34 protein-coding genes are annotated in these 24,916 nt (G+C 68.7%); 4 read left to right on the plus strand and 30 right to left on the minus strand.

Translation table 11 applies throughout. From position 1 onward, the window contains the following. Positions 1-41: 41 nt before the first annotated feature. The 17 genes from nuoG to N8I71_RS17370 form a co-directional block, all read right to left on the minus strand. The gene (gene nuoG, locus N8I71_RS17290) at positions 42-2,063 is read right to left on the minus strand and encodes an NADH-quinone oxidoreductase subunit NuoG (protein WP_262879271.1); all 2,022 of its coding nucleotides are present in this window, start codon (positions 2,061-2,063) and stop codon (positions 42-44) included. Positions 2,064-2,147: 84 nt separating this feature from the next. Beyond that, positions 2,148-2,582, minus strand: a complete 435-nt coding sequence (locus N8I71_RS17295) for a DUF5333 domain-containing protein (RefSeq protein WP_262879272.1) — start codon at positions 2,580-2,582, stop codon at positions 2,148-2,150. A 184-nt stretch (positions 2,583-2,766) separates the two neighbouring features. Continuing rightward, positions 2,767-3,237 carry a DUF3291 domain-containing protein gene (locus N8I71_RS17300; RefSeq protein WP_262879273.1) on the minus strand — a complete coding sequence of 157 codons (471 nt, stop codon included), beginning with the start codon at positions 3,235-3,237 and terminating at the stop codon, positions 2,767-2,769. After that, positions 3,234-3,428, minus strand: coding sequence for a hypothetical protein (locus N8I71_RS17305; protein WP_262879274.1), 195 nt, complete (start codon positions 3,426-3,428; stop codon positions 3,234-3,236). The genes N8I71_RS17300 and N8I71_RS17305 overlap by 4 nt, the downstream gene beginning before the upstream one ends. A 51-nt stretch (positions 3,429-3,479) precedes the next feature. Continuing rightward, positions 3,480-3,938 (minus strand): DUF3291 domain-containing protein, encoded by a 459-nt coding sequence (locus N8I71_RS17310; protein ID WP_406676216.1) that lies wholly within the window; start codon positions 3,936-3,938, stop codon positions 3,480-3,482. Further along, the gene (locus N8I71_RS17315) at positions 3,935-4,219 is read right to left on the minus strand and encodes a hypothetical protein (protein ID WP_262879276.1); all 285 of its coding nucleotides are present in this window, start codon (positions 4,217-4,219) and stop codon (positions 3,935-3,937) included. Before N8I71_RS17315 ends, N8I71_RS17310 begins: the two co-directional genes overlap by 4 nt. A gap of 5 nt (positions 4,220-4,224) precedes the next feature. Next, positions 4,225-5,517: an NADH-quinone oxidoreductase subunit NuoF gene (gene nuoF / locus N8I71_RS17320; RefSeq protein ID WP_262879277.1), complete on the minus strand. Its 1,293-nt coding sequence runs from the start codon at positions 5,515-5,517 to the stop codon at positions 4,225-4,227. A gap of 46 nt (positions 5,518-5,563) precedes the next feature. Next, entirely contained in the window at positions 5,564-5,803 is a 240-nt protein-coding gene (locus tag N8I71_RS17325) for a DUF5337 domain-containing protein (protein WP_262879278.1), read from the minus strand. 88 nt (positions 5,804-5,891) lie between these two features. Next, the gene (locus N8I71_RS17330) at positions 5,892-6,476 is read right to left on the minus strand and encodes a hypothetical protein (RefSeq protein ID WP_262879279.1); all 585 of its coding nucleotides are present in this window, start codon (positions 6,474-6,476) and stop codon (positions 5,892-5,894) included. A 39-nt stretch (positions 6,477-6,515) separates the two neighbouring features. Next, positions 6,516-7,160 carry an NADH:ubiquinone oxidoreductase gene (locus tag N8I71_RS17335; RefSeq protein ID WP_262879280.1) on the minus strand — a complete coding sequence of 215 codons (645 nt, stop codon included), beginning with the start codon at positions 7,158-7,160 and terminating at the stop codon, positions 6,516-6,518. 68 nt (positions 7,161-7,228) lie between these two features. Continuing rightward, a complete protein-coding gene (locus N8I71_RS17340; protein WP_262879281.1) occupies positions 7,229-7,489 on the minus strand; it encodes a hypothetical protein in 261 nt (86 codons plus the stop codon). 97 nt (positions 7,490-7,586) lie between these two features. Continuing rightward, entirely contained in the window at positions 7,587-8,660 is a 1,074-nt protein-coding gene (nuoE, locus tag N8I71_RS17345) for an NADH-quinone oxidoreductase subunit NuoE (protein ID WP_262879334.1), read from the minus strand. A 185-nt stretch (positions 8,661-8,845) separates the two neighbouring features. Further along, complete coding sequence (locus N8I71_RS17350) at positions 8,846-9,133, minus strand: hypothetical protein (RefSeq protein WP_262879282.1); 288 nt, start codon at positions 9,131-9,133, stop codon at positions 8,846-8,848. Next, positions 9,130-10,374 carry an NADH-quinone oxidoreductase subunit D gene (locus N8I71_RS17355; protein ID WP_262879283.1) on the minus strand — a complete coding sequence of 415 codons (1,245 nt, stop codon included), beginning with the start codon at positions 10,372-10,374 and terminating at the stop codon, positions 9,130-9,132. Before N8I71_RS17355 ends, N8I71_RS17350 begins: the two co-directional genes overlap by 4 nt. Next, a complete protein-coding gene (locus N8I71_RS17360; RefSeq protein ID WP_262879284.1) occupies positions 10,371-10,763 on the minus strand; it encodes a nuclear transport factor 2 family protein in 393 nt (130 codons plus the stop codon). The genes N8I71_RS17355 and N8I71_RS17360 overlap by 4 nt, the downstream gene beginning before the upstream one ends. After that, positions 10,760-11,371 carry an NADH-quinone oxidoreductase subunit C gene (locus N8I71_RS17365; protein WP_262879285.1) on the minus strand — a complete coding sequence of 204 codons (612 nt, stop codon included), beginning with the start codon at positions 11,369-11,371 and terminating at the stop codon, positions 10,760-10,762. The genes N8I71_RS17360 and N8I71_RS17365 overlap by 4 nt, the downstream gene beginning before the upstream one ends. A 38-nt stretch (positions 11,372-11,409) precedes the next feature. Further along, on the minus strand, positions 11,410-11,943 hold the full coding sequence (locus N8I71_RS17370; RefSeq protein ID WP_262879286.1) for a NuoB/complex I 20 kDa subunit family protein: 534 nt from the start codon (positions 11,941-11,943) through the stop codon (positions 11,410-11,412). 164 nt (positions 11,944-12,107) lie between these two features. On the opposite strand from N8I71_RS17370, the gene N8I71_RS17375 reads away from it, so the two are divergent. Beyond that, entirely contained in the window at positions 12,108-12,230 is a 123-nt protein-coding gene (locus tag N8I71_RS17375) for a winged helix-turn-helix transcriptional regulator (RefSeq protein WP_262879287.1), read from the plus strand. Positions 12,231-12,309: 79 nt separating this feature from the next. On the opposite strand, the gene N8I71_RS17380 is transcribed toward N8I71_RS17375, so the two are convergent. Continuing rightward, the gene (locus N8I71_RS17380; protein ID WP_262879288.1) at positions 12,310-12,675 is read right to left on the minus strand and encodes an NADH-quinone oxidoreductase subunit A; all 366 of its coding nucleotides are present in this window, start codon (positions 12,673-12,675) and stop codon (positions 12,310-12,312) included. 195 nt (positions 12,676-12,870) lie between these two features. Between N8I71_RS17380 and N8I71_RS17385 the strand changes: the two genes are divergently transcribed. Together N8I71_RS17385 and N8I71_RS17390 are read left to right on the plus strand one after the other, a co-directional pair. Further along, positions 12,871-13,449: a hypothetical protein gene (locus N8I71_RS17385; protein ID WP_262879289.1), complete on the plus strand. Its 579-nt coding sequence runs from the start codon at positions 12,871-12,873 to the stop codon at positions 13,447-13,449. Positions 13,450-13,528: 79 nt separating this feature from the next. Beyond that, positions 13,529-13,774, plus strand: a complete 246-nt coding sequence (locus tag N8I71_RS17390) for a hypothetical protein (protein WP_262879290.1) — start codon at positions 13,529-13,531, stop codon at positions 13,772-13,774. A gap of 40 nt (positions 13,775-13,814) precedes the next feature. Here N8I71_RS17390 and N8I71_RS17395 read toward each other — a convergent pair whose 3' ends face one another. Continuing rightward, positions 13,815-14,717 (minus strand): LysR family transcriptional regulator, encoded by a 903-nt coding sequence (locus tag N8I71_RS17395; RefSeq protein WP_262879291.1) that lies wholly within the window; start codon positions 14,715-14,717, stop codon positions 13,815-13,817. 90 nt (positions 14,718-14,807) lie between these two features. Here N8I71_RS17395 and N8I71_RS17400 point away from each other — a divergent pair, with 90 nt between their 5' ends. Beyond that, entirely contained in the window at positions 14,808-15,023 is a 216-nt protein-coding gene (locus tag N8I71_RS17400; protein WP_262879292.1) for a hypothetical protein, read from the plus strand. 222 nt (positions 15,024-15,245) lie between these two features. On the opposite strand, the gene N8I71_RS17405 is transcribed toward N8I71_RS17400, so the two are convergent. The 11 genes from N8I71_RS17405 to N8I71_RS17455 all read right to left on the minus strand — a co-directional run bounded on the left by N8I71_RS17405 (position 15,246) and on the right by N8I71_RS17455 (position 24,867). Then, positions 15,246-15,881 (minus strand): hypothetical protein, encoded by a 636-nt coding sequence (locus N8I71_RS17405; protein ID WP_262879293.1) that lies wholly within the window; start codon positions 15,879-15,881, stop codon positions 15,246-15,248. After that, the gene (locus N8I71_RS17410) at positions 15,878-16,360 is read right to left on the minus strand and encodes a hypothetical protein (protein WP_262879294.1); all 483 of its coding nucleotides are present in this window, start codon (positions 16,358-16,360) and stop codon (positions 15,878-15,880) included. Before N8I71_RS17410 ends, N8I71_RS17405 begins: the two co-directional genes overlap by 4 nt. 86 nt (positions 16,361-16,446) lie before the next feature. After that, positions 16,447-18,006: an AMP-binding protein gene (locus tag N8I71_RS17415; protein ID WP_262879295.1), complete on the minus strand. Its 1,560-nt coding sequence runs from the start codon at positions 18,004-18,006 to the stop codon at positions 16,447-16,449. 71 nt (positions 18,007-18,077) lie between these two features. Beyond that, a complete protein-coding gene (locus N8I71_RS17420) occupies positions 18,078-19,055 on the minus strand; it encodes an NADPH:quinone reductase (protein ID WP_262879296.1) in 978 nt (325 codons plus the stop codon). A gap of 120 nt (positions 19,056-19,175) precedes the next feature. Beyond that, positions 19,176-19,958 (minus strand): crotonase/enoyl-CoA hydratase family protein, encoded by a 783-nt coding sequence (locus tag N8I71_RS17425; RefSeq protein WP_262879297.1) that lies wholly within the window; start codon positions 19,956-19,958, stop codon positions 19,176-19,178. A gap of 10 nt (positions 19,959-19,968) precedes the next feature. Then, positions 19,969-20,484, minus strand: coding sequence for a DUF6653 family protein (locus N8I71_RS17430; protein WP_262879298.1), 516 nt, complete (start codon positions 20,482-20,484; stop codon positions 19,969-19,971). Further along, positions 20,481-21,332, minus strand: a complete 852-nt coding sequence (locus N8I71_RS17435) for a hydroxymethylglutaryl-CoA lyase (protein ID WP_262879299.1) — start codon at positions 21,330-21,332, stop codon at positions 20,481-20,483. Before N8I71_RS17435 ends, N8I71_RS17430 begins: the two co-directional genes overlap by 4 nt. After that, the gene (locus tag N8I71_RS17440; protein WP_262879301.1) at positions 21,332-22,000 is read right to left on the minus strand and encodes a glutathione S-transferase family protein; all 669 of its coding nucleotides are present in this window, start codon (positions 21,998-22,000) and stop codon (positions 21,332-21,334) included. Before N8I71_RS17440 ends, N8I71_RS17435 begins: the two co-directional genes overlap by 1 nt. Continuing rightward, a complete protein-coding gene (locus N8I71_RS17445; protein ID WP_262879302.1) occupies positions 21,997-23,940 on the minus strand; it encodes an acetyl-CoA carboxylase biotin carboxylase subunit in 1,944 nt (647 codons plus the stop codon). The genes N8I71_RS17440 and N8I71_RS17445 overlap by 4 nt, the downstream gene beginning before the upstream one ends. Beyond that, positions 23,940-24,446, minus strand: a complete 507-nt coding sequence (locus tag N8I71_RS17450) for an O-acetyl-ADP-ribose deacetylase (protein ID WP_262879303.1) — start codon at positions 24,444-24,446, stop codon at positions 23,940-23,942. The genes N8I71_RS17445 and N8I71_RS17450 overlap by 1 nt, the downstream gene beginning before the upstream one ends. Beyond that, positions 24,439-24,867: an ASCH domain-containing protein gene (locus tag N8I71_RS17455; RefSeq protein ID WP_262879304.1), complete on the minus strand. Its 429-nt coding sequence runs from the start codon at positions 24,865-24,867 to the stop codon at positions 24,439-24,441. The genes N8I71_RS17450 and N8I71_RS17455 overlap by 8 nt, the downstream gene beginning before the upstream one ends. Positions 24,868-24,916: the final 49 nt, after the last annotated feature.

Consider the following 24,916-nt stretch of genomic DNA (forward strand, 5'->3'; position numbering starts at 1 on the left):
GCCGACAGGGCGGTCGCTGTCGTTCGGGCGGCCAAGCCGGATCACTCCGCCGCGAGAGGGGCCGCGGCCCGCGCCCGCGCCGCCGCGCTGAGCTCGGCCATCAGCGCACTCGCCCGTGCGATCGGGTTGACGAGGTAGTGGTCGGCGATGGCCGACACGAAGTCCGCCTTTCCCATCGGCGCGGCGGGAAGGCCCTGCCATTCGTTCTCGGCAACCTCGTCCACCGCACCCAGATGCGGCACCGCGGCGACGAGCCCGCGGCGGAGCTCCGCGAGGGTGTTCCAGGGCTGCGTTGCGCCGATCTCGGCCGACAGGGCGCGCAGGATGGCCCAGTTCTCCCGCGCCTCGCCCGGCGGAAAGCTCGCGCGGAAGGCGAGCTGCGGGCGGCCTTCGGTGTTGACGAAGAGGCCCGCCTCCTCTGTGTAGGCGGCGGCGGGCAGGATGACGTCGGCGCGGTGCGCGCCACGGTCGCCATGGCTGCCCTGGTAGATCACGAAGGCGCCAGGGGCGATCTCGACCTCGTCGGCGCCGAGGTTCCAGATCACGTCCGCGCCATCCACCGCGGCGGTCAGCCCGCCCTCGGTGACGGCGCCCAGGTCCATCGCGCCCACGCGGGCCGCGGCGGTATGGAGGATCAGAAGCTTGCTGTCCGTCTTCTCGGCCACCTGCATGGCATGGGCCAGGACCGCTTCGCCATCGGCCTCGCGCAGCGCGCCCTGCCCCACGATCACGACCGAGGGCACATCGCGCACCGCGCCGAAATCGCGCGCGGCCAGATCGGCCAGTGCCGCACGGTCGGTGCCCATGTGCGAAACCTCGTAGGTCAGGTCCGCGGCGGGCCCGATCAGGCCCACGTTGGCGCCGCGCGCCCAGGCCTTGCGGATGCGCGCGTTCAGGACCGGCGCCTCGACGCGCGGGTTGGTCCCGATCAGCATGATATACTGGGCCGCGTCGATATCCTCGATCGCCGCGGTACCGACATAGGCCGAGCGGTTGCCCGCGGGCAGCTTCGCGCCGTCGGTGCGGCACTCCACCGAACCGCCCTGCCCCTCGACGAGCTGTTTCAGCGCAAAGACGGCTTCGGCCGGGGCCAGGTCACCGACAAGGCCCGTGAGCTTCTTCGCCGACCTGATCTTGCCCGCGGCGGCCTTCATCGCCTCGCCCCAGCTCGCGGGGCGCAACTTGCCGTTCTCGCGGATATACGGACGGTCGAGGCGCTGGCGGCGCAGGCCGTCCCAGACATAACGCGAGCGGTCGGCGAGCCATTCCTCGTTCACCCCGTCATGGTTGCGGGGCAGGATGCGCATGACTTCGCGGCCCTTGGTGTCCACGCGGATGTTCGACCCCAGCGCGTCCATCACGTCGATGGTCTCGGTCTTGGTCAGCTCCCACGGGCGGGCGGTGAAGGCGTAGGGTTTGTTCGTCAGCGCGCCCACGGGGCAGAGGTCGACGATGTTGCCCTGCATCTCCGATTCGAGCGTGCGCCCGAGATAGGAGGTGATTTCGGCATCCTCGCCACGGCCCGTCTGGCCCATTTCCGGCATGCCCGCGACCTCGGTGATGAAGCGGACGCAGCGGGTGCAGGAGATGCAGCGCGTCATGTGCGTCTCGACGAGCGGGCCGAGGTTCAGGTCCTCCACCGCGCGCTTCGGCTCGCGGTAGCGGGAAAAATCGACGCCATAGGCCATCGCCTGGTCCTGCAGGTCGCATTCGCCGCCCTGGTCGCAGATCGGGCAGTCGAGCGGGTGGTTGATCAGGAGAAACTCCATCACCCCTTCGCGCGCCTTCTTGACCATGGGCGAGTTGGTCTTGACGACCGGCGGCTGGCCTTCCGGGCCGGGGCGCAGGTCGCGCACCTGCATGGCGCAGGAGGCGGCCGGCTTCGGCGGACCGCCCACGACCTCGACCAGGCACATCCGGCAATTGCCGGCGATCGACAGCCGCTCGTGGTAGCAGAAGCGCGGGATCTCGATGCCCGCGACCTCGCAGGCCTGGATCAGGGTCATCGCGGGATCGACCTCGATCTCGCGTCCGTCGATGACGATCTTGCGCAGGTCGCTCATTGGGTGCGGTCCTTCCGGTTGGCCTGCGGACGGCAAGGTCTGGCTTGCCGGACTGTCCGCAGGCTCACGCGTTTGACCCGCCTTCTAACCCTCCCGGAGCAGCCTGCCAATCTGCGACCCGGCGGTAATTTCGTCGCGCCCCACCCGGCAGGCCCCTTCAACGTCCTCGAGCGAGGCCACGCCCCGGTCCGCGAAGTACTGCCGGGCGATGGCGATGATGCGCTCCTGCTCGGTGTCGTCCTCGACGTAATCCGTCACCTCGGCGCGGCTGTAGCCCAGCGACATCGCGTGATTGGCCAGCCCGAGGAGGAATGCGCCCGCGGCGATCGTGCGCCGCTCGATGGTGGGACATGTCAGCTCGATGTGCCGCCCGATGGCGATCATCAGAAGCCCGTTGTGCACGCGCTCGTCGTTGCGCAGCGCCTCCCACTGATCCGCGCGGGCCGACCCCGCACTGGTGGCCAGTGCAAAGACGACCACAAGAACACAGGCCCAGACCGTCGCGATTTCCGCTTTCATTTCGGTTCTTCCTTTCCCGTCCCCCCGCCCGTTCGCGGGGTCTGCCTGAGGGAGATCTGACCGGCGGCGCGCTGTCATTCAATAACACGCACGCAATCCTGCCCATCTTACCCTCCGACGGCGCGAAGTTCCGCCCATGGCAGGCGCATCTTCGCCGGTGCGCCTGCCGACGCCAGGCGCGGGCTCAGGCCGCCTGCGCCTCAAGCCACGCAATATCGAAGGCGTCGGGTCCCGCACCCTGTGCGCGGTGGCGTTCGACCCGGTCGCGGGCCTCCGCGATGCCCGGGACATGGCCCTCCGGCACCCACCACAGGACATAGCCCCGCGATGCCTCGGGTTCGAACCATTCATGCCCCCGCCGGTAGAACGCGCCGTGGACGGTCTTGTAGACGAAGGCCCGGAAATCCTCGGGCCGTTCCCAGACCGAGAAGGAGGCGATGATGCGCGGGTTGTCGACGAAGAGCGGCCACCCCGCCGCCACCGCGAACGCGGATTCGTCGCCGCTGCGCCAGACGAACCCGGCGCTGCGCTCGGCGATCGCGTTCACCTTCTCGACGGCGTTCACGAACGGCGCCACCCGCGGATCGTCGAGGTCGGCCACCAGCGTGGCCCAGTTGAAATGGGCGAGGTGATGGCCCTGCGGTTGAACGGTCATGTCCCGCGCACCGGGCGAAGGGATGCAAGCGCGGCGCCCGTACGGGCAAGGCGTCCGAGCCAGCCGGGCACGCGCGTCGGCGGGAGGCTGTCCGCCTCGTCCCCTGATGGGGTCACGGCGGGTTTCACGGCGCGCAGACGGTCCTGCACCTCGCGCTCGATGGTCCTGAGGTCGACGTGTCCGTGGCACATGGGCTCTCTCCCGGCTTGCGGGCCGATTCACGTCGCCGCGGCACCCGTTTGTCAAGTTGCATGGTCGCCCGCGTAAACCCAGTCGAAGGCATGCGCGCTTGCGCCATTGGCCCGCAGATGCGCCAGCCGTTCCAAGGCTTCGTCCAGTGTCGGGCGGTGGCCCGGTGCGATCCACCACATGACGAAATGCTGCCGGCCCAGCACCTCGAACCACTTTGCGCGGCGCTGGTAGAACTGCCGGTGAACCGTGTTCCACACGAAATGTTCGAGATCCGCGAGGCTTTCCCAGACGGTCAGGTTCGCCACAAACCGTGGATCGTCGCCGATGGTGTTCTCGGTGTTGCCGGTGCCCGGCTCGCCCGAGCCTTCCATCATCCAGACGAAGCCGGGGCTGCGCTTGGCGATCCCGTTGACCTTGTCGAGCGCACCCATGAACTCCGCCACGCGGGGATCGTCCGGGGGTGCCACGAGGCGGCCGACGTTCAGCTGCGCGAGGTGGCGGGCCGTCACGATCCGAGCAGGCCCATCAACCATTCCCAGCCGAAGATGATCAGCACGACGACGAGAAAAATGAAGAGGTAGAGAAGGATACCCGACAGGAGCATTCCGGCGCCAAGCCCGACGAAGCCGCCCGTGACCCCGCCGACGACCGCACTTATCACCCCGCCCGTGCCATAACCGATCCAGCCGCCGATGCCCGTTCCGGCCACGGCGCCGATGACGCAGAAGACCTTGTTCATCCAGGGCAAGCCGCCCCAGCTGAACATGGACAGATCATCGAAGAACGGCACGCACCCTACTCCGCCGCGATCTCGACGCTGCCGCCGCGCTTCACGCGGATGCGGTCCTCGATCTCGTCGCGGAAATTGCGGATGAGGCCCTGGATCGGCCAGGCCGCCGCGTCGCCGAGCGCGCAGATCGTGTGGCCCTCGACCTGCTTGGTCACGTCGAGCAGCATGTCGATTTCCTCTACCTGCGCCTCGCCGCGCACCAGCCGGTCCATGACCCGCATCATCCAGCCCGTGCCTTCGCGGCAGGGCGTGCACTGGCCGCAGCTTTCGTGCTTGTAGAACTTCGACAGCCGCCAGATCGCCTTGATGATGTCGGTGGACTTGTCCATCACGATCACCGCCGCGGTGCCGAGGCCCGAGCGCTGCTCGCGCAGGTAATCGAAGTCCATGATCGCCTCGCGCATGTGCTCGCCCCGGATGCAGGGCACCGAAGAGCCGCCGGGGATCACCGCCTTGAGGTTGTCCCACCCGCCGCGAATGCCGCCGCAATGGGTCTCGATCAGCTCCTCGAAGGTGATCGACATGGCCTCTTCCACCACGCAGGGGTTGTTCACATGCCCCGAGATCGCAAAAAGCTTGGTGCCCGCGTTGTTCGGACGGCCGAAGGAGGCGAACCACTCGGCCCCGCGGCGCAGGATCGTCGGCACGACCGCGATGCTCTCGACGTTGTTGACGGTCGTCGGGCAGCCATAGAGGCCGGCACCCGCAGGGAATGGCGGCTTCATGCGCGGCATGCCCTTGCGGCCCTCCAGGCTTTCGAGAAGCGCCGTTTCCTCGCCGCAGATGTAGGCGCCCGCGCCGTGGTGCAGGTAAAGGTCGAAGTCCCAGCCGGACCCGGCCGCGTTCTTGCCCAGAAGCCCCGCGTCATAAGCCTCGTCGATGGCGGCCTGCAGGGCCTCCTTTTCGCGGATGTATTCGCCGCGGATGTAGATGTAGCAGGCATGCGCCCCCATCGCGAAGGAGGCGATCAGGCACCCCTCGACCAGCGTGTGGGGGTCGTTGCGCATGATCTCCCGGTCCTTGCAGGTGCCGGGTTCGCTCTCGTCGGCATTGACCACGAGATAGGAGGGGCGGCCGTCGGATTCCTTGGGCATGAACGACCATTTGAGACCGGTGGGGAAGCCCGCGCCGCCGCGACCGCGCAGGCCCGAGGCCTTCATGATCTCCACGATCTTGTCGCGGCCCAGACCGATCAGGTCCTTCGTCCCGTCCCAATGGCCGCGGGCCTTCGCGCCGGAAAGCGTGCGGTCATGCATGCCGTAGATGTTGGTGAAGATCCGGTCTTTGTCCTGCAGCATAGTCACTCTCTCCTGCCCCGGTCCGGTGGGGCGGCTGGATGGCCGGTCACGACCGGCGGCGTTCTTTCCATACCCAATAGGTCACGACGAGCGCCCAGACCAGTGCGGCAATCGCCGCAAGGTCGAGAAGGAACGCGAAGCGCACGGGCAGGCCGAGCTGCCCGCCGATGAACTGCCCGGCGACCCATAGAACCATGGTCGCGGCCATGACGATCGCGGCAAGGCGGATCTGACGGACGCGGCGGCGTTCCTCTTCGGGGATCGGTTTTCGGGGTCGCTGGGCCATGGCGGGGTCCGGGTTTCGGTCGGACCCTGCCTAGCGCGGAGGGCGGGCGGGGAACAATCCCCCGCGCGCCCATGCCGGCGACATCGCGTCAGGTCGCGGCCTTCGCCCTTGCCTGGCCCACGAGATCGTAGCGCGCGGCGATCATCTTGAAGCCGTTCTGCTGCTCGTTCAGCCAAGCGATCCCTTCATCGTCGAGGTTCGCGATCTGGTCGAAGTGGTAGATGCCGAACTCGTTCAGCGACGCGGCGAGCTTCGCGCCCACGCCCTTGAGGGCCGTCAGGTCGTCAGCCATGCCGCCGCGCGGGGCATCGAGCAGGTGCGGGCTCGGGCCGAGATCCACCGGATCGGGAACCGGGGCGAGGACCGGTTCGGGCGCGGCGGGCGGCCGGGGCTTGGTCGCGCGTCCGGACTTCGGCGGCGTCGCCGCTTTCGCCCGCCTGGGTCGGGCGGGCGATGCCGCGGGCGCCAGACTGGGCGCGGGGATTGCGACGCCCTCGTTCGCGGCGCCACCTGCACGGCCCACCGCCGTCCAGAAGCCGACCGGCGCCGACAGGCCCAGTTTCCAGGCCTGGAGCGTCGCGGTTCCCGCGAAGGCGGTATTGTAGGCAAACAGCTGCATCATCGAGGCTTGCGCGGCCCGGCCGCGCAGCCACAGGTCTTCGGCGAGTTTCATACCCTTCTCCTCAGGTCGTGTCACACACCCTCCCGAGGATCAGTATACATCACCCTTGTCGACTCGCTGCGAAAATTCGGTCTCACCGCCCGAGGCCAGGAGCCGGGCCTGCGCCACCCAGCTGTCGCGGGTCACCCGGCCCTTGAAGCCCTCGAGGTTCTGGTCGACCCATGCCACCTCGTCGGCGGTCCACTCGGCGATCTGGTCGAAATGCCAGAAGCCGAGGCTGTTGCAGAGTTTTTCCAGCTTGGGGCCGATGCCCTTGATCCGCTTGAGATCGTCCGCGCCGCCGTCGCGCGGGCCATCAAGCGCCGCAGGACGAGTGCCGGGACCGGAGGCTTCGGTGGCCGCTGGCGCGGGGGCTGGCTCAGGGGCCGGCGCCGGGGCGGGTGCAGGTGCGGCTGCCGGAGCCGCGTGGGCTGCCGGAGCGGCGGGCGCCGCGGCCGGAGCATGCGCCCGCGCCGGTTTGGATGCCGTCTGGCTGGCGGGCGGGCCGAGAGGCCTGCACATGGTCAAGGACAGCAGCGCGCCAAGCGCGATGAAGACGATGAGGCCGACGAAGGCGGCCTGCAGCAAGGTCCATCCGCCCAGAACCATGAGCACTGCCGCGGCGATCGCGCCTGCCACCAGCGCAACCCCCCAGCTTACAGCCGCGCAGATCAATCCCTCGGTGTTGGAAGCCATGTCTCTCTCCCCGACGTGTTGCTGTTTTCGGTATTCTTAACCACAGCCGGAGGGTTTGTCTCTCCCCTTTAGGACATATCGCCGCGCTTGTGCGCCCTCGCCCTTGCGGCGACCTTCTCGGCAAGGAGCGCGTCGAAGTCCGTGACGAAGAGCAATTGCCCGAACCAGCCGCCGACAATCGTCGTCCCCAGTCCCGCGATCGCCCCGATCGCAACCCAGAGCCCCAGCGCCCCGACCGCCACGAGGGCCACCGTCAGACCGAGGATCGCCGCGATGGTCCATACGGCAACGACCGCCGCGAAGCGGCGGAAAGTGAGTGTTCCGTTCATGTCAATTCCCTGAAATCATTTTGCTTTCAGGGGGAAATAGCCATGAAAAAGGCCCGGTCGAGCCGGGCCTTCCGCGACATTTTCGACATTGGGCGCCTCAGGCGCCGTCGGCGAGGGCACGGGCCTGCGCGATCCAGCCGTCGCGCTCGATCCGGCCCTTGAACTTGAGGCGGGCATCGACCCAGGCGACCTCGGCCGGGGTCCAGGCGGCGATCTGGTCGAAATGCCAGAAGCCCATCTCGTTCAGAAGCCCTTCGAGCTTTGGACCCACGCCCGAGATGCGCTTGAGGTCGTCGGCCTGTCCGCCGCGCGGCGCAGTGAGCTGCTCGGGAGCGGCCTCCTCGACCGCAACCGCCTCGGGGGCGGCGGCGGGGGCGGTCTTCTTCTCGGCCTTCGGCTCGGCTTTCGGGGCCGGTTTCGCGGCAGCGGCGGGGCGCTCGGCCAGGGCGACGTCGCCGCCCGATTGCCGGCCCCAGGGCGCCAGAAGCGGCACCTCGCTCCCGTCGATCCGCTTGATCGTGTCGCCGATGTCGGTCGCCAGCCGCGCCGAGGCGTTGAGCGGGTCGCGCCCGGCCTCGTGGTCCTTGAGCGATGTCAGCCCACCCGCGGGTTCCGATGCGTAGCGTCCGTTCTGCGGGCCCGGCGTCGGCACGCGGCCGGCCGCCATCTCGTCAAGGATCCACGCGAGTTTCTCGGTCGTCAGGTCCTCGTAGTAATCCTTGCCGATCTGGGCCATCGGCGCGTTGGCGCAGGCGCCGAGGCACTCGACCTCTTCCCAGCTGAACTTGCCGTCGGCGGACAGCTGGTGAGCGCGCGGCGCGATCTTGTCCTGGCAGACGGCGATCAGGTCCTCCGCCCCGCAGATCATGCACGACGTCGTGCCGCAGATCTGGACATGGGCGACAGAACCCACGGGCGCGAGCTGGAACATGAAGTAGAATGTCGCGACTTCGAGCGCCCGGATATGCGCGAGGCCGAGCATGTCGGCGACGTGCTCGATCGCGGGGCGGGTCAGCCAGCCCTCCTGCTCCTGCGCGCGCCACAGAAGCGGGATGATCGCCGAAGCCTGCCGGCCCTCGGGATACTTGGTGATCTGCGCCTCGGCCCAGGCCTGGTTGGCGGGCGTGAAGGCGAAGCTCTCGGGTTGCTCGGGGTGGAGGCGGCGCAGCATGGCGGGTCCCGTGTGGTTCCTGACGGCCCCCTGCTGCCAGATCGGTGCGGCACTGTCCATGCGTCGGTTTGCACACCGGCCGGCGCGGATCGCGCGGCGCCGACTTTGGTCCGGGGTCGCCGCGCCCGCGCTCCCGGTCCGTCAGGATACCGCGGGCGACGTCATGGTGACGGCGGCCGGGGCCGTCACCCGGCCGTGCAGGCGCCCCAGTTCACAAGGCGCTGGACGTTCTGCCCCTCGTCGACAAGGTAGCCGCTCTCGCGCAGAGCCATCGCCATCGGCAAGATCTCCGTCGCCTCGAGCGCGGTCTCGCGCACGATGCGGCCCACGTCCGAAAAGCGGAACAGGCAATCGCCGGCCTCGATCGCGTCGGCAAGCGCCGCGCCCGGATGCTCGGGCTCGCGCGCGCCGGCAGCACCCGCAATCAGCGTGCAGAGGATGGGGACGAGGATCATCCCGGCCGTGCGCGTCACCGGTCGACCTCACCGAACACGATGTCCAGCGAGCCCAGGATCGCCGAGACGTCCGCCAACTGGTGGCCGCGGCACATGTAGTCCATCGCCTGCAGATGCGGGAAACCCGGTGCGCGGAGTTTCGCGCGGTAGGGCTTGTTGGTGCCGTCCGCCACGAGGTAGACGCCGAATTCGCCCTTTGGGGCCTCCACGGCGCAGTAGATCTCGCCCTCGGGGACGTGGAAGCCCTCGGTGTAGAGCTTGAAGTGATGGATCAGCGCTTCCATCGAGGTCTTCATGTCGGCGCGCGAGGGTGGCGTGATCTTGCCGCGAGCCAGCACGTCGCCCTGGTTCTCGGGCAGGCGCAGCTTTTCGCAGGCCTGCTTGATGATATGGATCGATTCCCGCATCTCCGCCATCCGGCAGAGGTAGCGGTCGTAGCAATCGCCGTTCTTGCCCACGGGGATCTTGAAGTCGAACTCGTCGTAGCACTCGTAGGGCTGCGCGCGGCGCAGGTCCCAGGCGAGCCCCGAGCCGCGGACCATCACGCCAGAGAACGCCCAGTTCTGGATGTCCTCCTCCGACACGACGCCGATATCGACATTGCGCTGCTTGAAGATCCGGTTCTCGGTCAGCAGGTCGTCGATGTCCTGCAGGATCGCCGGGAAGGCCTCGGCCCAAGCGTCGATGTCGTCGATCAGGTCGGGCGGCAGGTCCTGGTGGACGCCGCCGGGCCGGAAATAGGCCGCGTGGAGACGCGCGCCCGAGGCCCGCTCGTAGAAGATCATCAGCTTCTCACGCTCCTCGAAGCCCCAGAGCGGCGGGGTCAGCGCGCCGACGTCCATGGCCTGCGTCGTGACGTTGAGAAGGTGGTTCAGGATGCGCCCGATCTCGCAATAGAGCACGCGGATCAGCTGCGCCCGGCGCGGAACCTCCACGCCCGTCAGCTTCTCGATCACGAGGCACCAGGCGTGTTCCTGGTTCATCGTGCCGACGTAGTCGAGCCGGTCGAAATAGGGCAGGTTCTGGAGGTAGGTCCGGCTCTCCATCAGCTTTTCGGTGCCGCGGTGAAGGAGCCCGATATGCGGGTCGCAGCGCTCCACGATCTCGCCGTCGAGCTCCAGCACGAGGCGCAGCACGCCATGTGCCGCCGGGTGCTGGGGGCCGAAGTTGATGTTGAAGTTGCGGATCCGCTGCTCGGGCGTCTGCGCGTCGGTCGAGCCGTCGTCGTAGCGGTCCCGCCGGATGTCCCCGTCCATCATGCCTTTGCCTCCAGCGCCGGACCCATGGTCCGGAATACCTTGGTGAGCAGCTTCCACTGCCCGTCCACCTTCACGAAGCCGAGGTGATCCTCGTAGCGCAGGGGCGGCACATCGACCCAGAGATGCGCGCGCGCGATCTCGTCGCCCGCGACATCGATCGAGAAGACACCGTAGGACGCCTCCCCGGGAAACGCGGACCGTCTGCGCACGCGGTCGAGATAGGCGGCCTTGTCCCAGAACGTCGCCCCGTCGCCGTCGATGAGCGTCATCTGGAACCGCTCATGGCACATGTCCTCGAACACCTCGGCGCGGGCGAAGTAGACCGCCTCGCCATAGGCCGCGACGACGGCTTCCAAGGCTTCCTCGTGCGGGGTTGCGCCGTCCATCATTTCGCGGCTCCTTCCGCCTTCTCGTCGCCGGGCAGGATGTACTCGGCGCCTTCCCAGGGGCTCATGAAGTCGAACTGCCGGTATTCCTGGACCAGCGTCACGGGTTCGTAGACGACGCGCTTCAACTCCTCGTCGTAGCGCACTTCCACGTAGCCCGTGGTCGGGAAGTCCTTTCGCAGCGGGTGCCCGCGGAAGCCGTAGTCGGTCAGGATGCGGCGCAGGTCCGCATTGCCGGAAAAGAGGATGCCGAACATGTCGTAGACTTCCCGCTCGTACCAGCCGGCGGAGGGGTGGACGCCGGTGATCGAGGGCACCACGTCGTCCTCGCGCACCGCAGCTTTCACACGGATGCGATGGTTCTGGTACATGCTGAGGAAGTGGTAGACCACGTCGAAGCGGCGGTCCCGTTCCGGCCAGTCGACGGCGGTGATGTCGATCAGCGTCGAGAAGGCGCAGGCGCGGTCGGCCTTCAGGAAGTCCACGAAATGCGCAAGCTCGGCCAGCGCCACCTCGACGGTCAGCTCGCCATTCGCCACGACATGCCCAAGAACGGCGTCGGGCTGCCTCTCGGTGATATGGGCGGCCAGCTCTTGCAGGGCCTCGGTCATGGGGTCGTCTCCGGTCTCGGGGCGGCGCGGACGCCGCTTCAGCGCGTGATGGTGCCCGTGCGGCGGATCTTCCGCTGCAACTGCAAGATGCCGTAGAGCAGCGCCTCGGCCGTCGGCGGGCAGCCCGGCACGTAGAGGTCCACCGGCACGATCCGGTCGCAGCCGCGCACCACGGAATAACTGTAGTGGTAGTAGCCCCCGCCGTTCGCGCAGGACCCCATCGAGATCACGTAGCGCGGCTCGGGCATCTGGTCGTAGACCTTGCGGAGCGCGGGGGCCATCTTGTTCGTCAGCGTGCCGGCCACGATCATCAGGTCGGACTGGCGCGGGCTCGCGCGCGGCGCGGTGCCGAAGCGCTCGAGGTCGTAGCGCGGCATGGAGGTGTGCATCATCTCGACCGCGCAGCAGGCGAGGCCAAAGGTCATCCAGTGCAGCGAGCCCGTGCGCGCCCAGTTGATGATGTCCTCGGTCGAAGTGACGAGGAAACCCTTGTCCTGCAGTTCGCGGTTCAGCGTCTGGGTGGCGACCTCGCGATCGAAACCCGCGTGGTTGGGATTGGTGGCGACGCCCATTGGCGGCTCCCTTCAGTCGTTCGCGCCCTGAGATACGGCCCGGGGGCGCGGCGGTCAACGCCACGCGCGCATCTGACGCGGCGCTCCGGGGGAGGCTACCACGGGAGCGGTTTGCGGTCCCGGAAAAAGCCGCCCGAAGGGCCATCGGCGGGCAGCGCCGCGAGATGCCGTGGATTTCCGAGGCCGTCCTCGTGCGGACGCCGAGGCAGCTCGAGGTCGACGGCCTCGCGGTGCGCCATGACCACGGCACGTGGCCCCGGCGGGTCGACTACGAACTGGCGGAATAGTGCCGGACCGTGCTGCCCATTGTCGAGGCGATCGCCGCCTTCGGCGACGGGCACATCGAAGGGAACGGCGGCCAGGCACTCACTCCCAGTCGAGTGCACCCTTCTTCCACTCGTAGGCGAAGCCCACGGTAAGAACAGCAAGGAAGACCATCATCGACCAGAAGGCGGCCATCGAGATGTCCGGGAAGGCCACGGCCCACGGGAACAGGAACGCGATCTCGAGGTCGAAGATGATGAACAGGATCGACACGAGGTAGAAGCGCACGTCGAACTTCATCCGCGCGTCGTCGAAGGCGTTGAAGCCGCATTCGTAGGCCGACACCTTCTCGGGGTCGGGATTGCGCACCGCGATCACGACCGCCGCGAGGATCAGCACGAGGCCCAGCCCGATCGCCAACGCAAGGAAGACGATAATCGGGGCGTAATTGGACAGAAGCTCCTGCATGGGTCCTCCGTGGGGCCTTCGGTGGCGGGCGCCGCAAGGGCGCAGGTCCGGTCGGATGCCGGTCTACGCCGCGCGCCCCGGGCGGTCAACACGCGGTGCTGCGGCATAGGGGCCGCCGGCGGACCGACAGACGTGATTTGCCTGCCGCCGGAAAACCGGCATTCTGCGGGTCGGTCCAGCCCGGAGACACCGAAGATGAAACGCCCCCTTCGCACCGCCCTACCCGCCGCCGTGCTTCTGCTTGGCGGCAGCCTCGCCGCCCCCGCGCAGATGAGCGGGGGAGGAATGGGCCAGGGCATGCACAGCCACGGCGCGGGCGGAATGATGATGCATGACGAGGCCACGATGCCGGGCCTGCGCGGCCTCGACGCGACGCCCGAGGAAAGCGCCGAGATGATGGTGATGTTCCACCACTTCACGGAGATCACCCGGACGGTCGAGACCCTGCCAGACGGCATCCGCACGGTAACGGGCTCGGAGAACCCGATGGTGATGGCCGCCCTCGCCTCCCATGTGGCGGGGATGATCGGGCGCGTCGAGGAAGGCCGCGATCCGCAGGTCTTCATCCAGAGCCCGACGCTCGACATCTTTTTCGAGCGGGGCGACAGACTCAGGACGGAGATCGCCATGACCGACGCAGGGATCGAGGTCGTCCAGACCTCCGAGGACCCCGAGCTGGTCGCCGCACTCCACATCCACGCCGCCGAGGTCACGGCCATGGCCGACCGCGGCATGGCGGCCGTGCACGAGATGATGATGGCACGCGGGCAGTAGAGACCGCGCACACTCTCGTTGACTGACCACGGTTTATCCTTTCAGATGAATGCGTTGAGTTCATTTCAAGAGGTATGCCATGGCCGACAGGCTTCCCGCGGAACTTGCACAGGGCGAACGCGCACGCCTTTTCCCCGTCCTGGCCACCACCTCGAAGGAAGGGCGCACCACCTCCATCGTCCCTGATTTCCATACAGAGGTCCGCTCACATCTCGGCGCATGGAAGCGGAGCGCGCCGAAGATCAAGCGCGAGCGACAGGACGCCGAAGACGTCACCGTCGAGGGCCTCGCCGAAGATGCGGAAGACATGAGCAACGAGGACTAGGTCGGACGGTCATGGGCCTTCCGCCCGTCTGCACCGCACCTCACCCCTGTCTGCGGATATAGGATCGGAACCGCGGCACGAAGAACCTTGCGAAGGCCTTCACCTCCGGCCGCACCCAGGCGTCGGGTGAGATCACCAGCCAGCTGGGAACGCCGGTGCCCTCTGGCGGCGGAAAGCAGGCCAGAAGGGTGCCGTCCCCCTCGGCGATGCCTGTCGGAATGGGCCCCAGCCCGAAGCCCGCCTTCACCGCCGCGAAGAGCGACTCGGGCTCGCCGCAGCGCGAAACGATCTGGTCCGGCGCGATGCGCGCGGCCAGCCAGCGCGAGAACGGCTGTTCGGCCAGCCGTCCCGAATAGGTCACGAACCGATGCCCGGCCAGATCGTCGCCCGAGACCGGCAGGCCATACCGCTCGGCATAGCCCCGCGAGGCATAGAGCGTCGCCGTCGCCTCGGTCATCTTGCGGCAGATCAGGCGGTCGTCGCCCGGGCTTGTGCTTATCCTTATGGCGACGTCGGCTTCGCCGGCCATCAGGTCCAGCCTGTCGTAGCTCGCCACGAACTCGAAGTGCGTGCCGGGATGCAGCTCGGTGAACTCGGTCAGGGTGCGCGCGAAGTTGTCCGAGAAATTGCCGGAGGGCGCGGTGATGCGGATCGGCCGGTTTTGCCCGCCGGTGCAGCGTTGCACCTTACCCTCCAGCGCCTCGATCGCAGTGGCCACCGCGCGCGCCGCCTCTTCCAGATCGCGCGCCGCCGAGGTCGGTTGCGCACCGCGCGTATCCCGCTCGAACAGCCGCAAGCCGGTGGCATGCTCCAGCGCGTCGATGCGGCGGGCGACCGTGGGCTGCGCCATGCCGAGGCGCCTGGAAGCGGCCAATGTCGAGCCGGTGTCGAGCACCGCAAGAAAGACGCGCAGGTCGGACCAGTTCCAGCTTTGGCTCTTCATTTCTGTAGAACAGCACAACGCCCCCGCGGATACCAGCGGCGCGTGCAGGCGCGCAGTCTGGTCTGGACACTTCAACCGACGAGGTCGCCCATGTTCGCCCCAACTGCACGTCCCGGACTTTTCTCCCCGCTCGCCAACCTGCTCGCCACCCGGTTCGGGCGGTCCCGCAGCATCCCTGTGGATGGAACCGACACCGACCGCGACCGGCGCGATTTCGTGATGGGTATGCTCGACCGGAACATGGCGGCCTTTGCCAGCGAGGCGGACGTGACCTGCATGATGCACTGCTACCCAGGGCGTTTCTGAGCGGTCGCGGCGGACCCGAGGAATGCGGCGGGACAACCCCGCCGCGTCGCCGTCCTGCCGGTGGCGGCCAAGCGCCCCGGCCCGTGTCACGCCGAGTTCTTCCTTGGTGGCGCAGCTTCCGCGTGCCGAGGCAGGACGTGGCTCACCTTGGGTCAACCGTCGTGCGGATTGGAAGAACCCTCGGCCGGAAGAGGGATTTCCCGCGCGACGGGCCTTGCGTCCTCAAGCCCCGAACAGGATCACCGCGAGCGGCACGGGCGAGACGGCCAGCATGACCGAAAGGACATAAGGGACCGGCGAGAAGAGCCGGCTCGCCCCCGCCATCATGGCGATGCCACCGCCGCCGCCGATGACGACGTTGCCCGGCAGATTGATCGCGAGAATGAGCGCGAGGTAGCGATACCGCGTCGCCAGCCGGAGAAGGCGTGGCGATCCCCCCGCCATCATCCGCTCGAGCCGCGCCGCCGGTTCGAGGCGCATCATCTCGCCGAGCGCACGTTCCGACCGCTCCATCCTCAGCGCCCGGAGACCGGCGATGAGCCATCGCTCGGGCACGAGGCGTCCGACGAGGAAGGCCAGCACCAAAGCCAGAACCGTAGCCCCGTAGACAAGCGGTGCGATGGCCGCGCCGAAGACCGTCAGCATCGTCAGGCCGATCTCGGCGCCCGGCACGAAGGGGATGGCCAGCAGGATCACGAAGGCGACCGTGCCGGTCATGATCATGCGATGGACGGCGATCTCGTTGGCCGGCATCACCATGATGTCGAGCTGGTCCTTGATGAGCGAACCGAACCACGTCGCGAAGACGATCGCCACCAGCAGGATCGCCAGCCGCAGCGCGATCTGGAGGCCGCTCACCCGTCGACGGCGGGGACGGGGGGGGGAACGGGGGCGGGACCGGGCGTGGCGTCACCCTCGACCAGCGCGCCGTCGTAAACCGCGTTGCGCACAACGGTCCAATACCACCGCTCGGTCCGCCAGACGCCGCTTCCCTCGACGCGGTCGCCGACGACCCGGCCCTGCCATGTCACGGTATGGGGCGCCTCCGAGCAGGTCATCACGACCGAGAAATGCGTCGCGCCGTCTTCTTCCCAGGACTCGTACTCCGTCCATCCGAAGTCGCAGGCAGTGTTGCAGCGGACCGAGTAGAATTGCCCGTCGCGGAAGGAGAAACGGCTATCGTAGGTCGCCCCGTTCTCCGCGACGCTCATCCGGGTGTCGAAGGTCAGCCCGTCCAGCGCGCCCGCGCCCTCGCCGATGTCGGTCGCCTCGGCGGGCGCGGCCGAAAGCATCGACATGGCGATCAGAACGACCGAACCGGAAATTGCGTGGCGCATGGATTCGCCTCCCGGGGCACCATCTGTCGCGGAACCGCCCCTTGACCAGAGCTTTGTGAGAAATCGCCGCGATCCCGGCGCCCGGATCACCCCGAAGCCGCCAGTTGATCCCTGAGGTAGCGCCTGAGGATCTTGCCTGATGCCGATTTGGGCACGCTGTCGACGAAGCGGTACTCGCCGGGATGCTTGTAGTGGGCAAGACAGCCCTCGCAATGGGCATGCAGGTCCTCCGCAGTGACCTCGGACCCGGGCGCGCGGACGACGAAGGCCACCGGCACCTCGCCCGCCTCCTCGTCGGGGCGGCCGATGACGGCGGCGTCCACGATGCCCGGATGCGCGATCAACGCGGCCTCCACCTCGGCCGGGGCGACCTGGAAGCCCTTGTACTTGATCAGTTCCTTCAGCCGGTCGCGGATGAACATGAACCCGTCGGCATCGATGATGGCGAGGTCCCCGGTCCTGAGCCAGCCATCCGGCGTCAGCGTCTCGGCGGTGGCTTGCGCGTTGTTGAGGTAGCCTTTCATCACCTGCGGCCCGCGCACCCAGAGCTCTCCCTCCTCGCCGGGCGGCAGGTCCTTCAGGGTCGCGGGGTCGACGATCCGGCATTCGGTCGAGGGCACGGCCTGCCCGCTCGATCCGTGGCGCACGTTGCCGCCGATGGTCATGTGACTGATCGGGCTCATCTCGGTCATGCCGTAGCCCTGGACGGAACTCGCCCCCAGCCGCTCGCCCACCGCGACCTCGGTCTCGGGGCCGAGAGGGGCCGCACCCGAAAAGACCTCCTTCACGCTCGCCATGTCGAACTCGGCCACCATCGGGTGCTTGGCCAGCGCCAGCGCCACAGGCGGCACGATATATAGCCGCGTGGCGCCATGGTCCTGGATCAGCCGCAGGAACAGCTCCAGCTCGAAGCGCGGCATGGTCACCAGCTTCGCCCGCTGCTGCAGGAAGAGGTTCATCAGAACCGTCATCCCGTAGATGTGGAAGAACGGCAAGAAGGCGATCGCCACGTCGTCGGGCGTGATCCCGGCCACGGCGCCCGATTGCTGCACGTTGGCGACGAGGTTGCGATGGGTCAGCATCACGCCCTTGGGCCGGCCGGTCGTGCCGCTCGAATAGGGCAGGACCAGGATGTGCTCGCCGAGGTCGACCGGCGCCTGCGCCTCCAGCGGCGCGCCCATGACATCGCCGAGCGACAGGCCGTTCTCGCCGCCGATCAGGACGATGTCGCGCACCGACGTGCCCTCGGCGGCGGTGCGCGCCACCTCCTCGAACATCGGGATCGTCACCAGCATGACGGCGCCGGAATCCTCCAGCTGGTGCCGGATCTCGGGCGCGGTGTAGGTCGGGTTGATCGTGGTCACCGTCCCCCCGCCCCAGGCCACGCCGTGGAATACGACGGGATATTCGGGCAGGTTCGGCGCCAGGATCGCCACCGTGCCGCCCGGCAGGACACCGCGCTCCGTCAATCCACCCGCAAGCCGCCGGATCTGGTCCATGAGCGCGCCGGCCGTCAGCGTCCGCCCCGTGGGCCCGTCGATGATCGCGGACTCCTCTTCACGCCCCAGAAGGCCCTCGAAAAGCTTCTCCGTGATCGAGACGTCGTCCACCGCGACCGTGCCGTGAAGGCTCGGGTATCCTGTCATGTGCATCATCCTCCCTCGCGGCCGCGCCCTCCCCGGCCGCCCCCGGTGGACAGGCTAACACGAGGCAGGCGTCAAATGTCCAGCACGACCGTCCCGAGCTTGGCGCCCGAGGCGACGAGGTCGTGGGCCGCCGCGCAATCGGCAAGCCCGCCGCCCGGCACCACCGCATGCGAGAGGATGCCCGCCTCGAGCCAGGCCGTCAGCTGCCGTTCGCCCTCGCGGCGGACGCCGCCGCCGAGCTGGTAGACGATCAGCATGTGCAGCCGCGCGTTCTTGAACATGAACGGGTAGAAGTCCAGCCGCGGGACCATCTCGGCCGCCGAGGCATAGGCCGCGATCGTGCCGCCCGGCTTGATGAGCGCGAGGTCGGTCGCCTGGTTGGCGCCGAAATCGACCTCGACGATGCGGTCCACGCCCGCGCCCGAGGTCATCTCCATCACCGCCCCGGCCACGTCGGTCTCGCGGTAGTTGATCCACTCCTCAGCCGTCGAATGACGCCCCTTCTCTTCCGAGGAGACGGTGGCGATCACCCGGGCGCCCGCGGCCCGCGCCATCTGCACGGCATAGCGCCCGACGGTGCCCGCGCCTCCCGTCACCAGCACCGTCTGGCCCGCGACCGGCCCGTCGCCACAGACGGCATACCAGGCCGTCATCGCGGGAATGCCGAAACAGGCCCCCGCCGCGAAGGACGTGCCGTCGGGCAGCCGCACCGCCTGCTCGGAGGGAAGCGCGACGAACTCGGCCGCCGTGCCGAAGGCGCGCTGCCAGCACGCGTTCCAGACCCAGACGCGTTCCCCGACCCGCGCCGGATCGACGCCGTCGCCAACCGCCTCGATCACGCCCGCCCCGTCCGAATGCGGGATCACCCGCGGGAAGGCCATGACCGCCCCGGGCCTTGCGCCGGCGCGAAGCTTCACGTCGGAGGGATTCACGCCGGAGGCGTGAAGCCGCACCAGGACCTCGCCCGGCCCCGGCGCCGGGGCCTCCATCTGGCCGTGAACCAGGACGTCCGCCGCGGGTCCGAACCGCTCGTACCAGACTGCCTTCATGTCTCGCTCCCTTGTTCTCGCGCCATCCGCGCAGCTTCATCCTGGCCGAAAACTCCGGGGGAGCGCCGCCAGGCGCGGGGGCAGAGCCCCCCGATCATTCGCACGAATGATCGCACCTGCTCACTCCACCCAGTTCGCCTTGCGCTTGCCGAAGAACGCCGCGATCCCCTCTTCGCTTTCCTCGCTTTCCCACCGCGCGACCAATGCCTCGATCGTCATCGCGATCTGCGCCTCGTCAACCGGTGCGCCGAGGTCGGACACCAGCCGCTTGCCCGCCGCCACGGCGCCCGGCGCGGCCGAGAGGTAGGGCAGGATCTCCGCTTCGACCGCCGCGTCCAGCTCTTCCTGCGGGACAGCCTTCGCCAGAAGCCCCAGGTCCACCGCTTCGCCCGCGTCGAAGATCCGGCCCGAGAAGAAGACCCGCCGCGCCCGCGCCGGGCCCATTCGCGCCACGACATAGGGGCCGATCGTCGCCGGGATCAGCCCGAGGCGCACCTCGGTCAGACCCAGTTTCGCGCCCTCGGCCCCGACCGCCACGTCGCAGACGGAGATGAGGCCCACACCGCCCCCGAAGGCCTGCCCCTGCACGCGGCCGATCAGGGGTTTCGGCATCCGGTCGAGCGCGCCCAGCATCTCGGCGAGGCTCCGCGCCTCGCGGGCCCGCGTCGCGGCATCGGCCTTCATCTGCGCCTGCATCCAGGCAAGATCGCCGCCCGCCGAGAAGGACCGCCCCGTCCCGGTAAGGACCACGACACGCACAGCCGGGTCGCGGCCAAGCCGCCCGGCGGCCTCGGTCAACTCCGCGATCATCGCGGCATTCATCGCGTTGTGCTTGTCGGGTCGGTTCAGCGTAAGCCACGCGACCCCGCGCGGATCGACGGACACCTCGATCGTCTCGGCCATGTCTTCCCCTTCAGCCTGCTTGCGCACCATAGCCCGGCACGGCGCGACCCGCCGCGACCCAGTCACGGTGCAGCCACGCCATCCGGTCGAGAAACCAGAATTTCGGCAAGATGGCGAGGGCCATGCCGAACACCGCCGCCTCCCACCAGAGGGTGACGACACCCCAGATCGTCAGAAGCCCGCCGGGCAGGGCCAGCCATGTCAACACGCGCGACGCCCGCGCGTGACCCTCCGGGATCTCGTCCCGATGTTCGAGCAGCACCCGCTCCCCCATCACGGCCCGGCTCATCCATGCGTCGAGGCGTGCGGGCTCGGGAAAGACCCGCGGGTTGAGCCAGATCCAGAGCGAGACCGCCGCCAGCGCCGCGACCGCCCACCAGCCGATCCAGACCCGGCTCCACCCGGCAAGGACGAGCAGCGGCAGGCCCGAGACCCGCGTCCAGCCCGACCAGGGGTTCGCATGCCGCCGCCATGTGCGGTCGTCCATGGCCATGAGCCGTTCGAGGGACCTCAGGAAGCCGCTCATCCCCGCATCGCCCGCGCCATCCCGGCCGCCTTTGCGATCACGTCCATGTCGAGCCCCGTCTCGTAGCCCAGCGCGGCCAGCCGTGCCGCCACGGCTTCGGTTGCCACGTTTCCCGCCGCGCCGGGCGCGTAGGGACAGCCCCCGAGGCCGCCCACGGCCGCGTCGAACACGCGCAGGCCCCGCGCCAGCGCCACCTCGACATTCTCCAGCGCCCGTCCGGAGGTGTCGTGGAAATGTCCCGCCAGGCGGTCGGCCGGCATTTCATCCAGCACGGCGGCGAGCATGGCGTCGACCGCCTCCGGCACGGCCCGCCCGATCGTGTCGCCGAGCGAGATCTCGTAGACGCCGAGATCGCGCAGCCGGGCCGCGACCCGCGCCACCGCGCCCGGCGCGACCGGTCCGTCATAGGGGCATTCCACGACGCAGGATATGTAGCCGCGCACCGGCATGTCATCGGCCTTCGCCGCCTCCACCAGCGGTGCGAACCGCGCGAGGCTCTCCTCGATCGTCGCGTTGATGTTGGCGCGGCTGAACCCTTCGGAGGCCGAGCCGAAGATCGCGACCTCGTCGGCGCCCGCCCCCTTAGCGCCTTCGTAGCCGCGCAGGTTCGGCGTGAGTGCGGCGTAGGACACGCCCGGCGCCCGAGCGATGCCCGCCAGCACCTCGGCACTGTCGGCCATCTGGGGCACCCATCTGGGGCTCACGAAACTCGCCACCTCGATGCGCCGGAACCCGGCGCGTGAGAGGGTGTCGATCAGGGCCACCTTCTCCGCCGTGGGGATCAGGCGGGCCTCGTTCTGCAACCCGTCGCGGGGGCCGACCTCGAAGATCTCGACGAAATCCGCCATCACGATGCCCCCTCGACCGGCCATGGCTCGTAGTAGTCCCGCGTATAGAGCCGCTCGCTGTCCTCGATCGGCAGGCTCGCAACGAAGCCCGGGCGCGCCGTGATCCGGTCGTACCACGCATGAAGCGCCGGAAATGCCTCGGTCCGCACGAAGTGGCGCGCCATGTAGACCGCCTGCCCCACGCTGACGTCCGCCGCCGAGAAACCGCCATCAAGGAGGTAGTCCCGCCCCGAGACCCGCGCGTCGATTGCGGCATAGCATTTCTCGGCCCGCTTCGCCTCGATCTGCATGAGGATGGGAGAGCGCATGTGGTCTTCGCGAAGGACGATATGCTGCTGCGTCAGCGTCGCGATATGCTGACTGAGCGTTTCGGCGAAATGCACCCAGATCAGCCAGTCGATCCGCTCGGGGTGGCCCGGCATCCGTCCCATGCCGGTCGCCGGGAATGTCTCGCACAGGACTTCGGTGATCGCGCCCGTCTCCCAGATCGCGCGGCCGTCCATCTCCAGCGCGGGCACCCGCCCGGCCGGATTGAGCGCGAGAAACTCGGGCGAGCGCAGCGTCCTGTCGAAGGGCCAGTCGACGACTTCGAACTCGATCGCCAGCTCGTGCAGCAGCCAAAGCGTCCGCATCGAGCGGGACTGGGGAACATGGTGAAGCCGGATCATGGCGCATCCTCCTCGAGCACGATCAGGGCGGCGCCGGCCTCGACCTGCGCGCCCTCCGCGACCAGAACCTCCGCCACGACACCGTCGCGCCCGGCGGTCAGCGCATGCTCCATCTTCATGGCCTCCAGCACCGCGAGCCGCTGGCCGGCCACCACGGTATCGCCCGGCGCGACCATGACCGCCTTCACCAGCCCCGGCATGGGCGCCTCGACGCGGTTTCCGCCGGCGCCTGCCTCGGCCGCGATATCGAGCGGGTCGGGCACGCCGAACTCGTGCGCGTCCCCGTCGAAGACGACCACCCGACCGGGCAATGCCACGGCCTTCAGCGCCGTCTTCTTCCCGTTGAGCAGCCAGCCGCCGCCCGTATGCTCCAGCCCCGCTTCTTCATCCCCAAGGCCGACCCTGAACCGCCCGGGCCCCAGCACCTCCACGGCGGCGTCGAACGCCTCGCCTTCCCGCGCGAGCCGCACCGTCTGCCGCAGCGGCGCCCAGAGACTGAAGCCGTCGAGCGGCCCCGCCTCGCCGGCAAGGCCCATGGCGGCCAGCGCCGCGAGAGCCATCGCGCCGGGGCCGGGTTCGGCCTCGGTCACGAGGTCTTCCAGGTCGGCCTCGATCAGTCCCGTGTCGACATCCCCCGCGGCGAAGCGCGGATGCGCCACCAGCTTCCGCAGGAAGGCGAGGTTGGTGACCGAGCCCGCCACTTCCGTCGTCGCCAACGCGCGCTCCATCCGCCGCAGCGCGATGTCCCGCGTCGCCCCGTGGACGATCAGCTTGGCGATCATCGGATCGTACCAGGGGCTGATCTCGTCGCCGGGCACGACACCCGTATCCGCCCGCGCGCCCTCCCCGAAGACGAGGTGGTCGAGCCGTCCCGTCGCCGGCAGGAAACCCTTCGGCACATCCTCGGCATAGAGCCGCACCTCAATGGCGTGGCCGTCGATGGCGAGCTCCTCCTGCCGGGCAGGGAGCGCCTCGCCGGCCGCGACCCGCAACTGCCATTCGACGAGATCGACCCCCGTGATCGCCTCCGTCACGGGATGCTCCACCTGAAGCCGGGTGTTCATCTCCATGAAGTAGAACCGGTCGGGGCGCAGCCCGTCGCTCGCGTCCGCGATGAACTCGACCGTTCCCGCACCCGCGTAGCCGATGGCCTCGGCCGCTCGCACCGCGGCCGCCCCCATCTCTGCGCGCATGTCCGCGGTCATGCCGGGCGCGGGAGCCTCCTCGATCACCTTCTGGTGCCGCCGCTGGAGCGAACAGTCCCGCTCGAAGAGATGCACGGCGGAGGTTCCGTCACCGAAAACCTGCACCTCGATATGGCGTGGCTTCTCGACATACTTCTCGACGAGGACCGCGTCGTTGCCGAAGGCCGTCGCGGCCTCGCCCTTGGCACTCGCCAGCGCGTCCATGAAGTCTCCGGCCCGCGCGACCTTGCGCATCCCCTTGCCGCCACCGCCCGCGACCGCCTTGATGAGGACGGGATAACCGATCGCATCCGCCGCGCCCGCAAGATGCTCCGGGTCCTGGTTCTCGCCATGATAGCCCGGCACGACCGGCACACCCGCCTCGGACATGAGCTTCTTCGCGGCGTCCTTCAGTCCCATCGCCCGGATCGCGTCCGCCGATGGCCCGATGAAGACGAGGCCCGCGGCCTCCACCGCCTCCACGAAACCGGGGTTCTCGGACAGGAAGCCATAGCCCGGATGGATCGCGCGCGCGCCCGTCGCACTGGCCGCCGCGATGATCGCCTCGCCGCGCAGGTAGCTCTCGGCCGGTTTCGGCCCACCGATATGCACCGCCTCGTCGGCCATCGCCACATGGCGGGCCGCGCGGTCGGCGTCGGAATAGACCGCCACCGTCGCCACCCCGAGCCTGCGGCAGGTCTCGATCACGCGGCAGGCGATCTCGCCCCGGTTCGCGATCAGGATCTTGTCGAACATCACCCCGCCTCCTTCAGTGCGGCCTCAAGCACGCCCCGCGCCTGTTTGCCGTACGCCACCAGCAACACCCGCTCCACCGGCGCCCGCGCCTCGGCCCGTATCGTCGAGACCGCGATCCGCGCGGCCCGGTCGGCCGGAAACCCGTAGACCCCGGTCGAGATCGCCGGGAACGCCACGCTTCGAGCGCCGAGAGCGCGCGCGCAAGCGAGGCTCTCGCGGTAGCACGATGCGAGAAGCCCGTCCTCCCCGGCCGCCCCGCCGCGCCAGACCGGCCCGACCGTGTGGATCACGTGCGCCGCCTTCAGGCGGTATCCCTTGGTCGCCTTGGCCTGCCCCGTCGGACAGCCCCCGAGCCCCCGGCACTCCGCCAGCAGCTCCGGCCCCGCCGCTCGGTGGATCGCGCCGTCGACCCCGCCGCCGCCCAGCAGGCTCTCGTTCGCCGCGTTCACGATCGCATCGACGTCGAGCGTGGTGATTTCCCCCTCGATGATCCCGATTTCAGCCACCGCCGAGATCCTCCACGACTTCGAACCGCTCCCACAGGAGCCACATCTCAGGGTCGAAGATGCCGAGCCGCCGGTAGTAGCGCTCATGCCCCGCGCGCCACCCGGCCAGGTCCTCGTCCTCGCCCTCCAACAAGGCCATCTCCGCGGTCATGTCGCGAAACCGCACCCGTCGAAGTTCCAGCGTCCGGGTCACGAGTTGCGCCACGCCGTCGAAATCCTCGGCGATGTCGCAGCGACCGATCTCCGGCGGCGTCTCGCCGCCCGCGATCTCGGCCTCCGAGGCACAGGTCGCCCGCTTCCTGCCCGCCCCTACCAGAGCCAGAAGCTCGTCGCACAGCGCCGCGCTGTCCCCGAAGCGATAGGTCACCGCTCCCGGATAACGCGCCCTCAGCGCGGCCAGTATCCTCTCCCTGTCCTTCATCTTTCTCCAAATACGCAAACCCGGCGCCAAGGCCTGTCGCGACGCCCGC

Source organism: Roseicyclus sediminis (assembly GCF_025515305.1).
In the GTDB taxonomy this organism is placed as follows: domain Bacteria; phylum Pseudomonadota; class Alphaproteobacteria; order Rhodobacterales; family Rhodobacteraceae; genus Roseibacterium; species Roseibacterium sediminis.

Bases quoted from the DNA above. Each gene is read 5' to 3' on its own strand.
- N8I71_RS17335 (WP_262879280.1), bottom strand. From the start codon at position 7,160: ATGGCTTCCAACACCGAGGGATTGATCTGCGCGGCTGTAAGCTGGGGG.
- N8I71_RS17445 (WP_262879302.1), bottom strand. From the start codon at position 23,940: ATGTTCGACAAGATCCTGATCGCGAACCGGGGCGAGATCGCCTGCCGC.
- nuoF (WP_262879277.1), bottom strand. From the start codon at position 5,517: ATGCTGCAGGACAAAGACCGGATCTTCACCAACATCTACGGCATGCAT.
- N8I71_RS17295 (WP_262879272.1), bottom strand. From the start codon at position 2,582: ATGAAAGCGGAAATCGCGACGGTCTGGGCCTGTGTTCTTGTGGTCGTC.
- N8I71_RS17440 (WP_262879301.1), bottom strand. From the start codon at position 22,000: ATGATCCGGCTTCACCATGTTCCCCAGTCCCGCTCGATGCGGACGCTT.
- N8I71_RS17340 (WP_262879281.1), bottom strand. From the start codon at position 7,489: ATGAACGGAACACTCACTTTCCGCCGCTTCGCGGCGGTCGTTGCCGTA.
- N8I71_RS17380 (WP_262879288.1), bottom strand. From the start codon at position 12,675: ATGCAGGAGCTTCTGTCCAATTACGCCCCGATTATCGTCTTCCTTGCG.
- N8I71_RS17325 (WP_262879278.1), bottom strand. From the start codon at position 5,803: ATGGCCCAGCGACCCCGAAAACCGATCCCCGAAGAGGAACGCCGCCGC.
- N8I71_RS17375 (WP_262879287.1), top strand. From the start codon at position 12,108: ATGCCGTGGATTTCCGAGGCCGTCCTCGTGCGGACGCCGAGGCAGCTC.
- N8I71_RS17330 (WP_262879279.1), bottom strand. From the start codon at position 6,476: ATGAAACTCGCCGAAGACCTGTGGCTGCGCGGCCGGGCCGCGCAAGCC.
- N8I71_RS17365 (WP_262879285.1), bottom strand. From the start codon at position 11,371: ATGACCGAGGCCCTGCAAGAGCTGGCCGCCCATATCACCGAGAGGCAG.
- N8I71_RS17420 (WP_262879296.1), bottom strand. From the start codon at position 19,055: ATGAAGGCAGTCTGGTACGAGCGGTTCGGACCCGCGGCGGACGTCCTG.
- N8I71_RS17385 (WP_262879289.1), top strand. From the start codon at position 12,871: ATGAAACGCCCCCTTCGCACCGCCCTACCCGCCGCCGTGCTTCTGCTT.
- N8I71_RS17305 (WP_262879274.1), bottom strand. From the start codon at position 3,428: ATGTGCCACGGACACGTCGACCTCAGGACCATCGAGCGCGAGGTGCAG.
- N8I71_RS17370 (WP_262879286.1), bottom strand. From the start codon at position 11,943: ATGGGCGTCGCCACCAATCCCAACCACGCGGGTTTCGATCGCGAGGTC.
- N8I71_RS17395 (WP_262879291.1), bottom strand. From the start codon at position 14,717: ATGAAGAGCCAAAGCTGGAACTGGTCCGACCTGCGCGTCTTTCTTGCG.
- N8I71_RS17410 (WP_262879294.1), bottom strand. From the start codon at position 16,360: ATGCGCCACGCAATTTCCGGTTCGGTCGTTCTGATCGCCATGTCGATG.
- N8I71_RS17355 (WP_262879283.1), bottom strand. From the start codon at position 10,374: ATGATGGACGGGGACATCCGGCGGGACCGCTACGACGACGGCTCGACC.
- N8I71_RS17300 (WP_262879273.1), bottom strand. From the start codon at position 3,237: ATGACCGTTCAACCGCAGGGCCATCACCTCGCCCATTTCAACTGGGCC.
- N8I71_RS17360 (WP_262879284.1), bottom strand. From the start codon at position 10,763: ATGATGGACGGCGCAACCCCGCACGAGGAAGCCTTGGAAGCCGTCGTC.
- N8I71_RS17390 (WP_262879290.1), top strand. From the start codon at position 13,529: ATGGCCGACAGGCTTCCCGCGGAACTTGCACAGGGCGAACGCGCACGC.
- nuoG (WP_262879271.1), bottom strand. From the start codon at position 2,063: ATGAGCGACCTGCGCAAGATCGTCATCGACGGACGCGAGATCGAGGTC.
- nuoE (WP_262879334.1), bottom strand. From the start codon at position 8,660: ATGCTGCGCCGCCTCCACCCCGAGCAACCCGAGAGCTTCGCCTTCACG.
- N8I71_RS17425 (WP_262879297.1), bottom strand. From the start codon at position 19,958: ATGGCCGAGACGATCGAGGTGTCCGTCGATCCGCGCGGGGTCGCGTGG.
- N8I71_RS17415 (WP_262879295.1), bottom strand. From the start codon at position 18,006: ATGACAGGATACCCGAGCCTTCACGGCACGGTCGCGGTGGACGACGTC.
- N8I71_RS17430 (WP_262879298.1), bottom strand. From the start codon at position 20,484: ATGAGCGGCTTCCTGAGGTCCCTCGAACGGCTCATGGCCATGGACGAC.
- N8I71_RS17435 (WP_262879299.1), bottom strand. From the start codon at position 21,332: ATGGCGGATTTCGTCGAGATCTTCGAGGTCGGCCCCCGCGACGGGTTG.
- N8I71_RS17400 (WP_262879292.1), top strand. From the start codon at position 14,808: ATGTTCGCCCCAACTGCACGTCCCGGACTTTTCTCCCCGCTCGCCAAC.
- N8I71_RS17455 (WP_262879304.1), bottom strand. From the start codon at position 24,867: ATGAAGGACAGGGAGAGGATACTGGCCGCGCTGAGGGCGCGTTATCCG.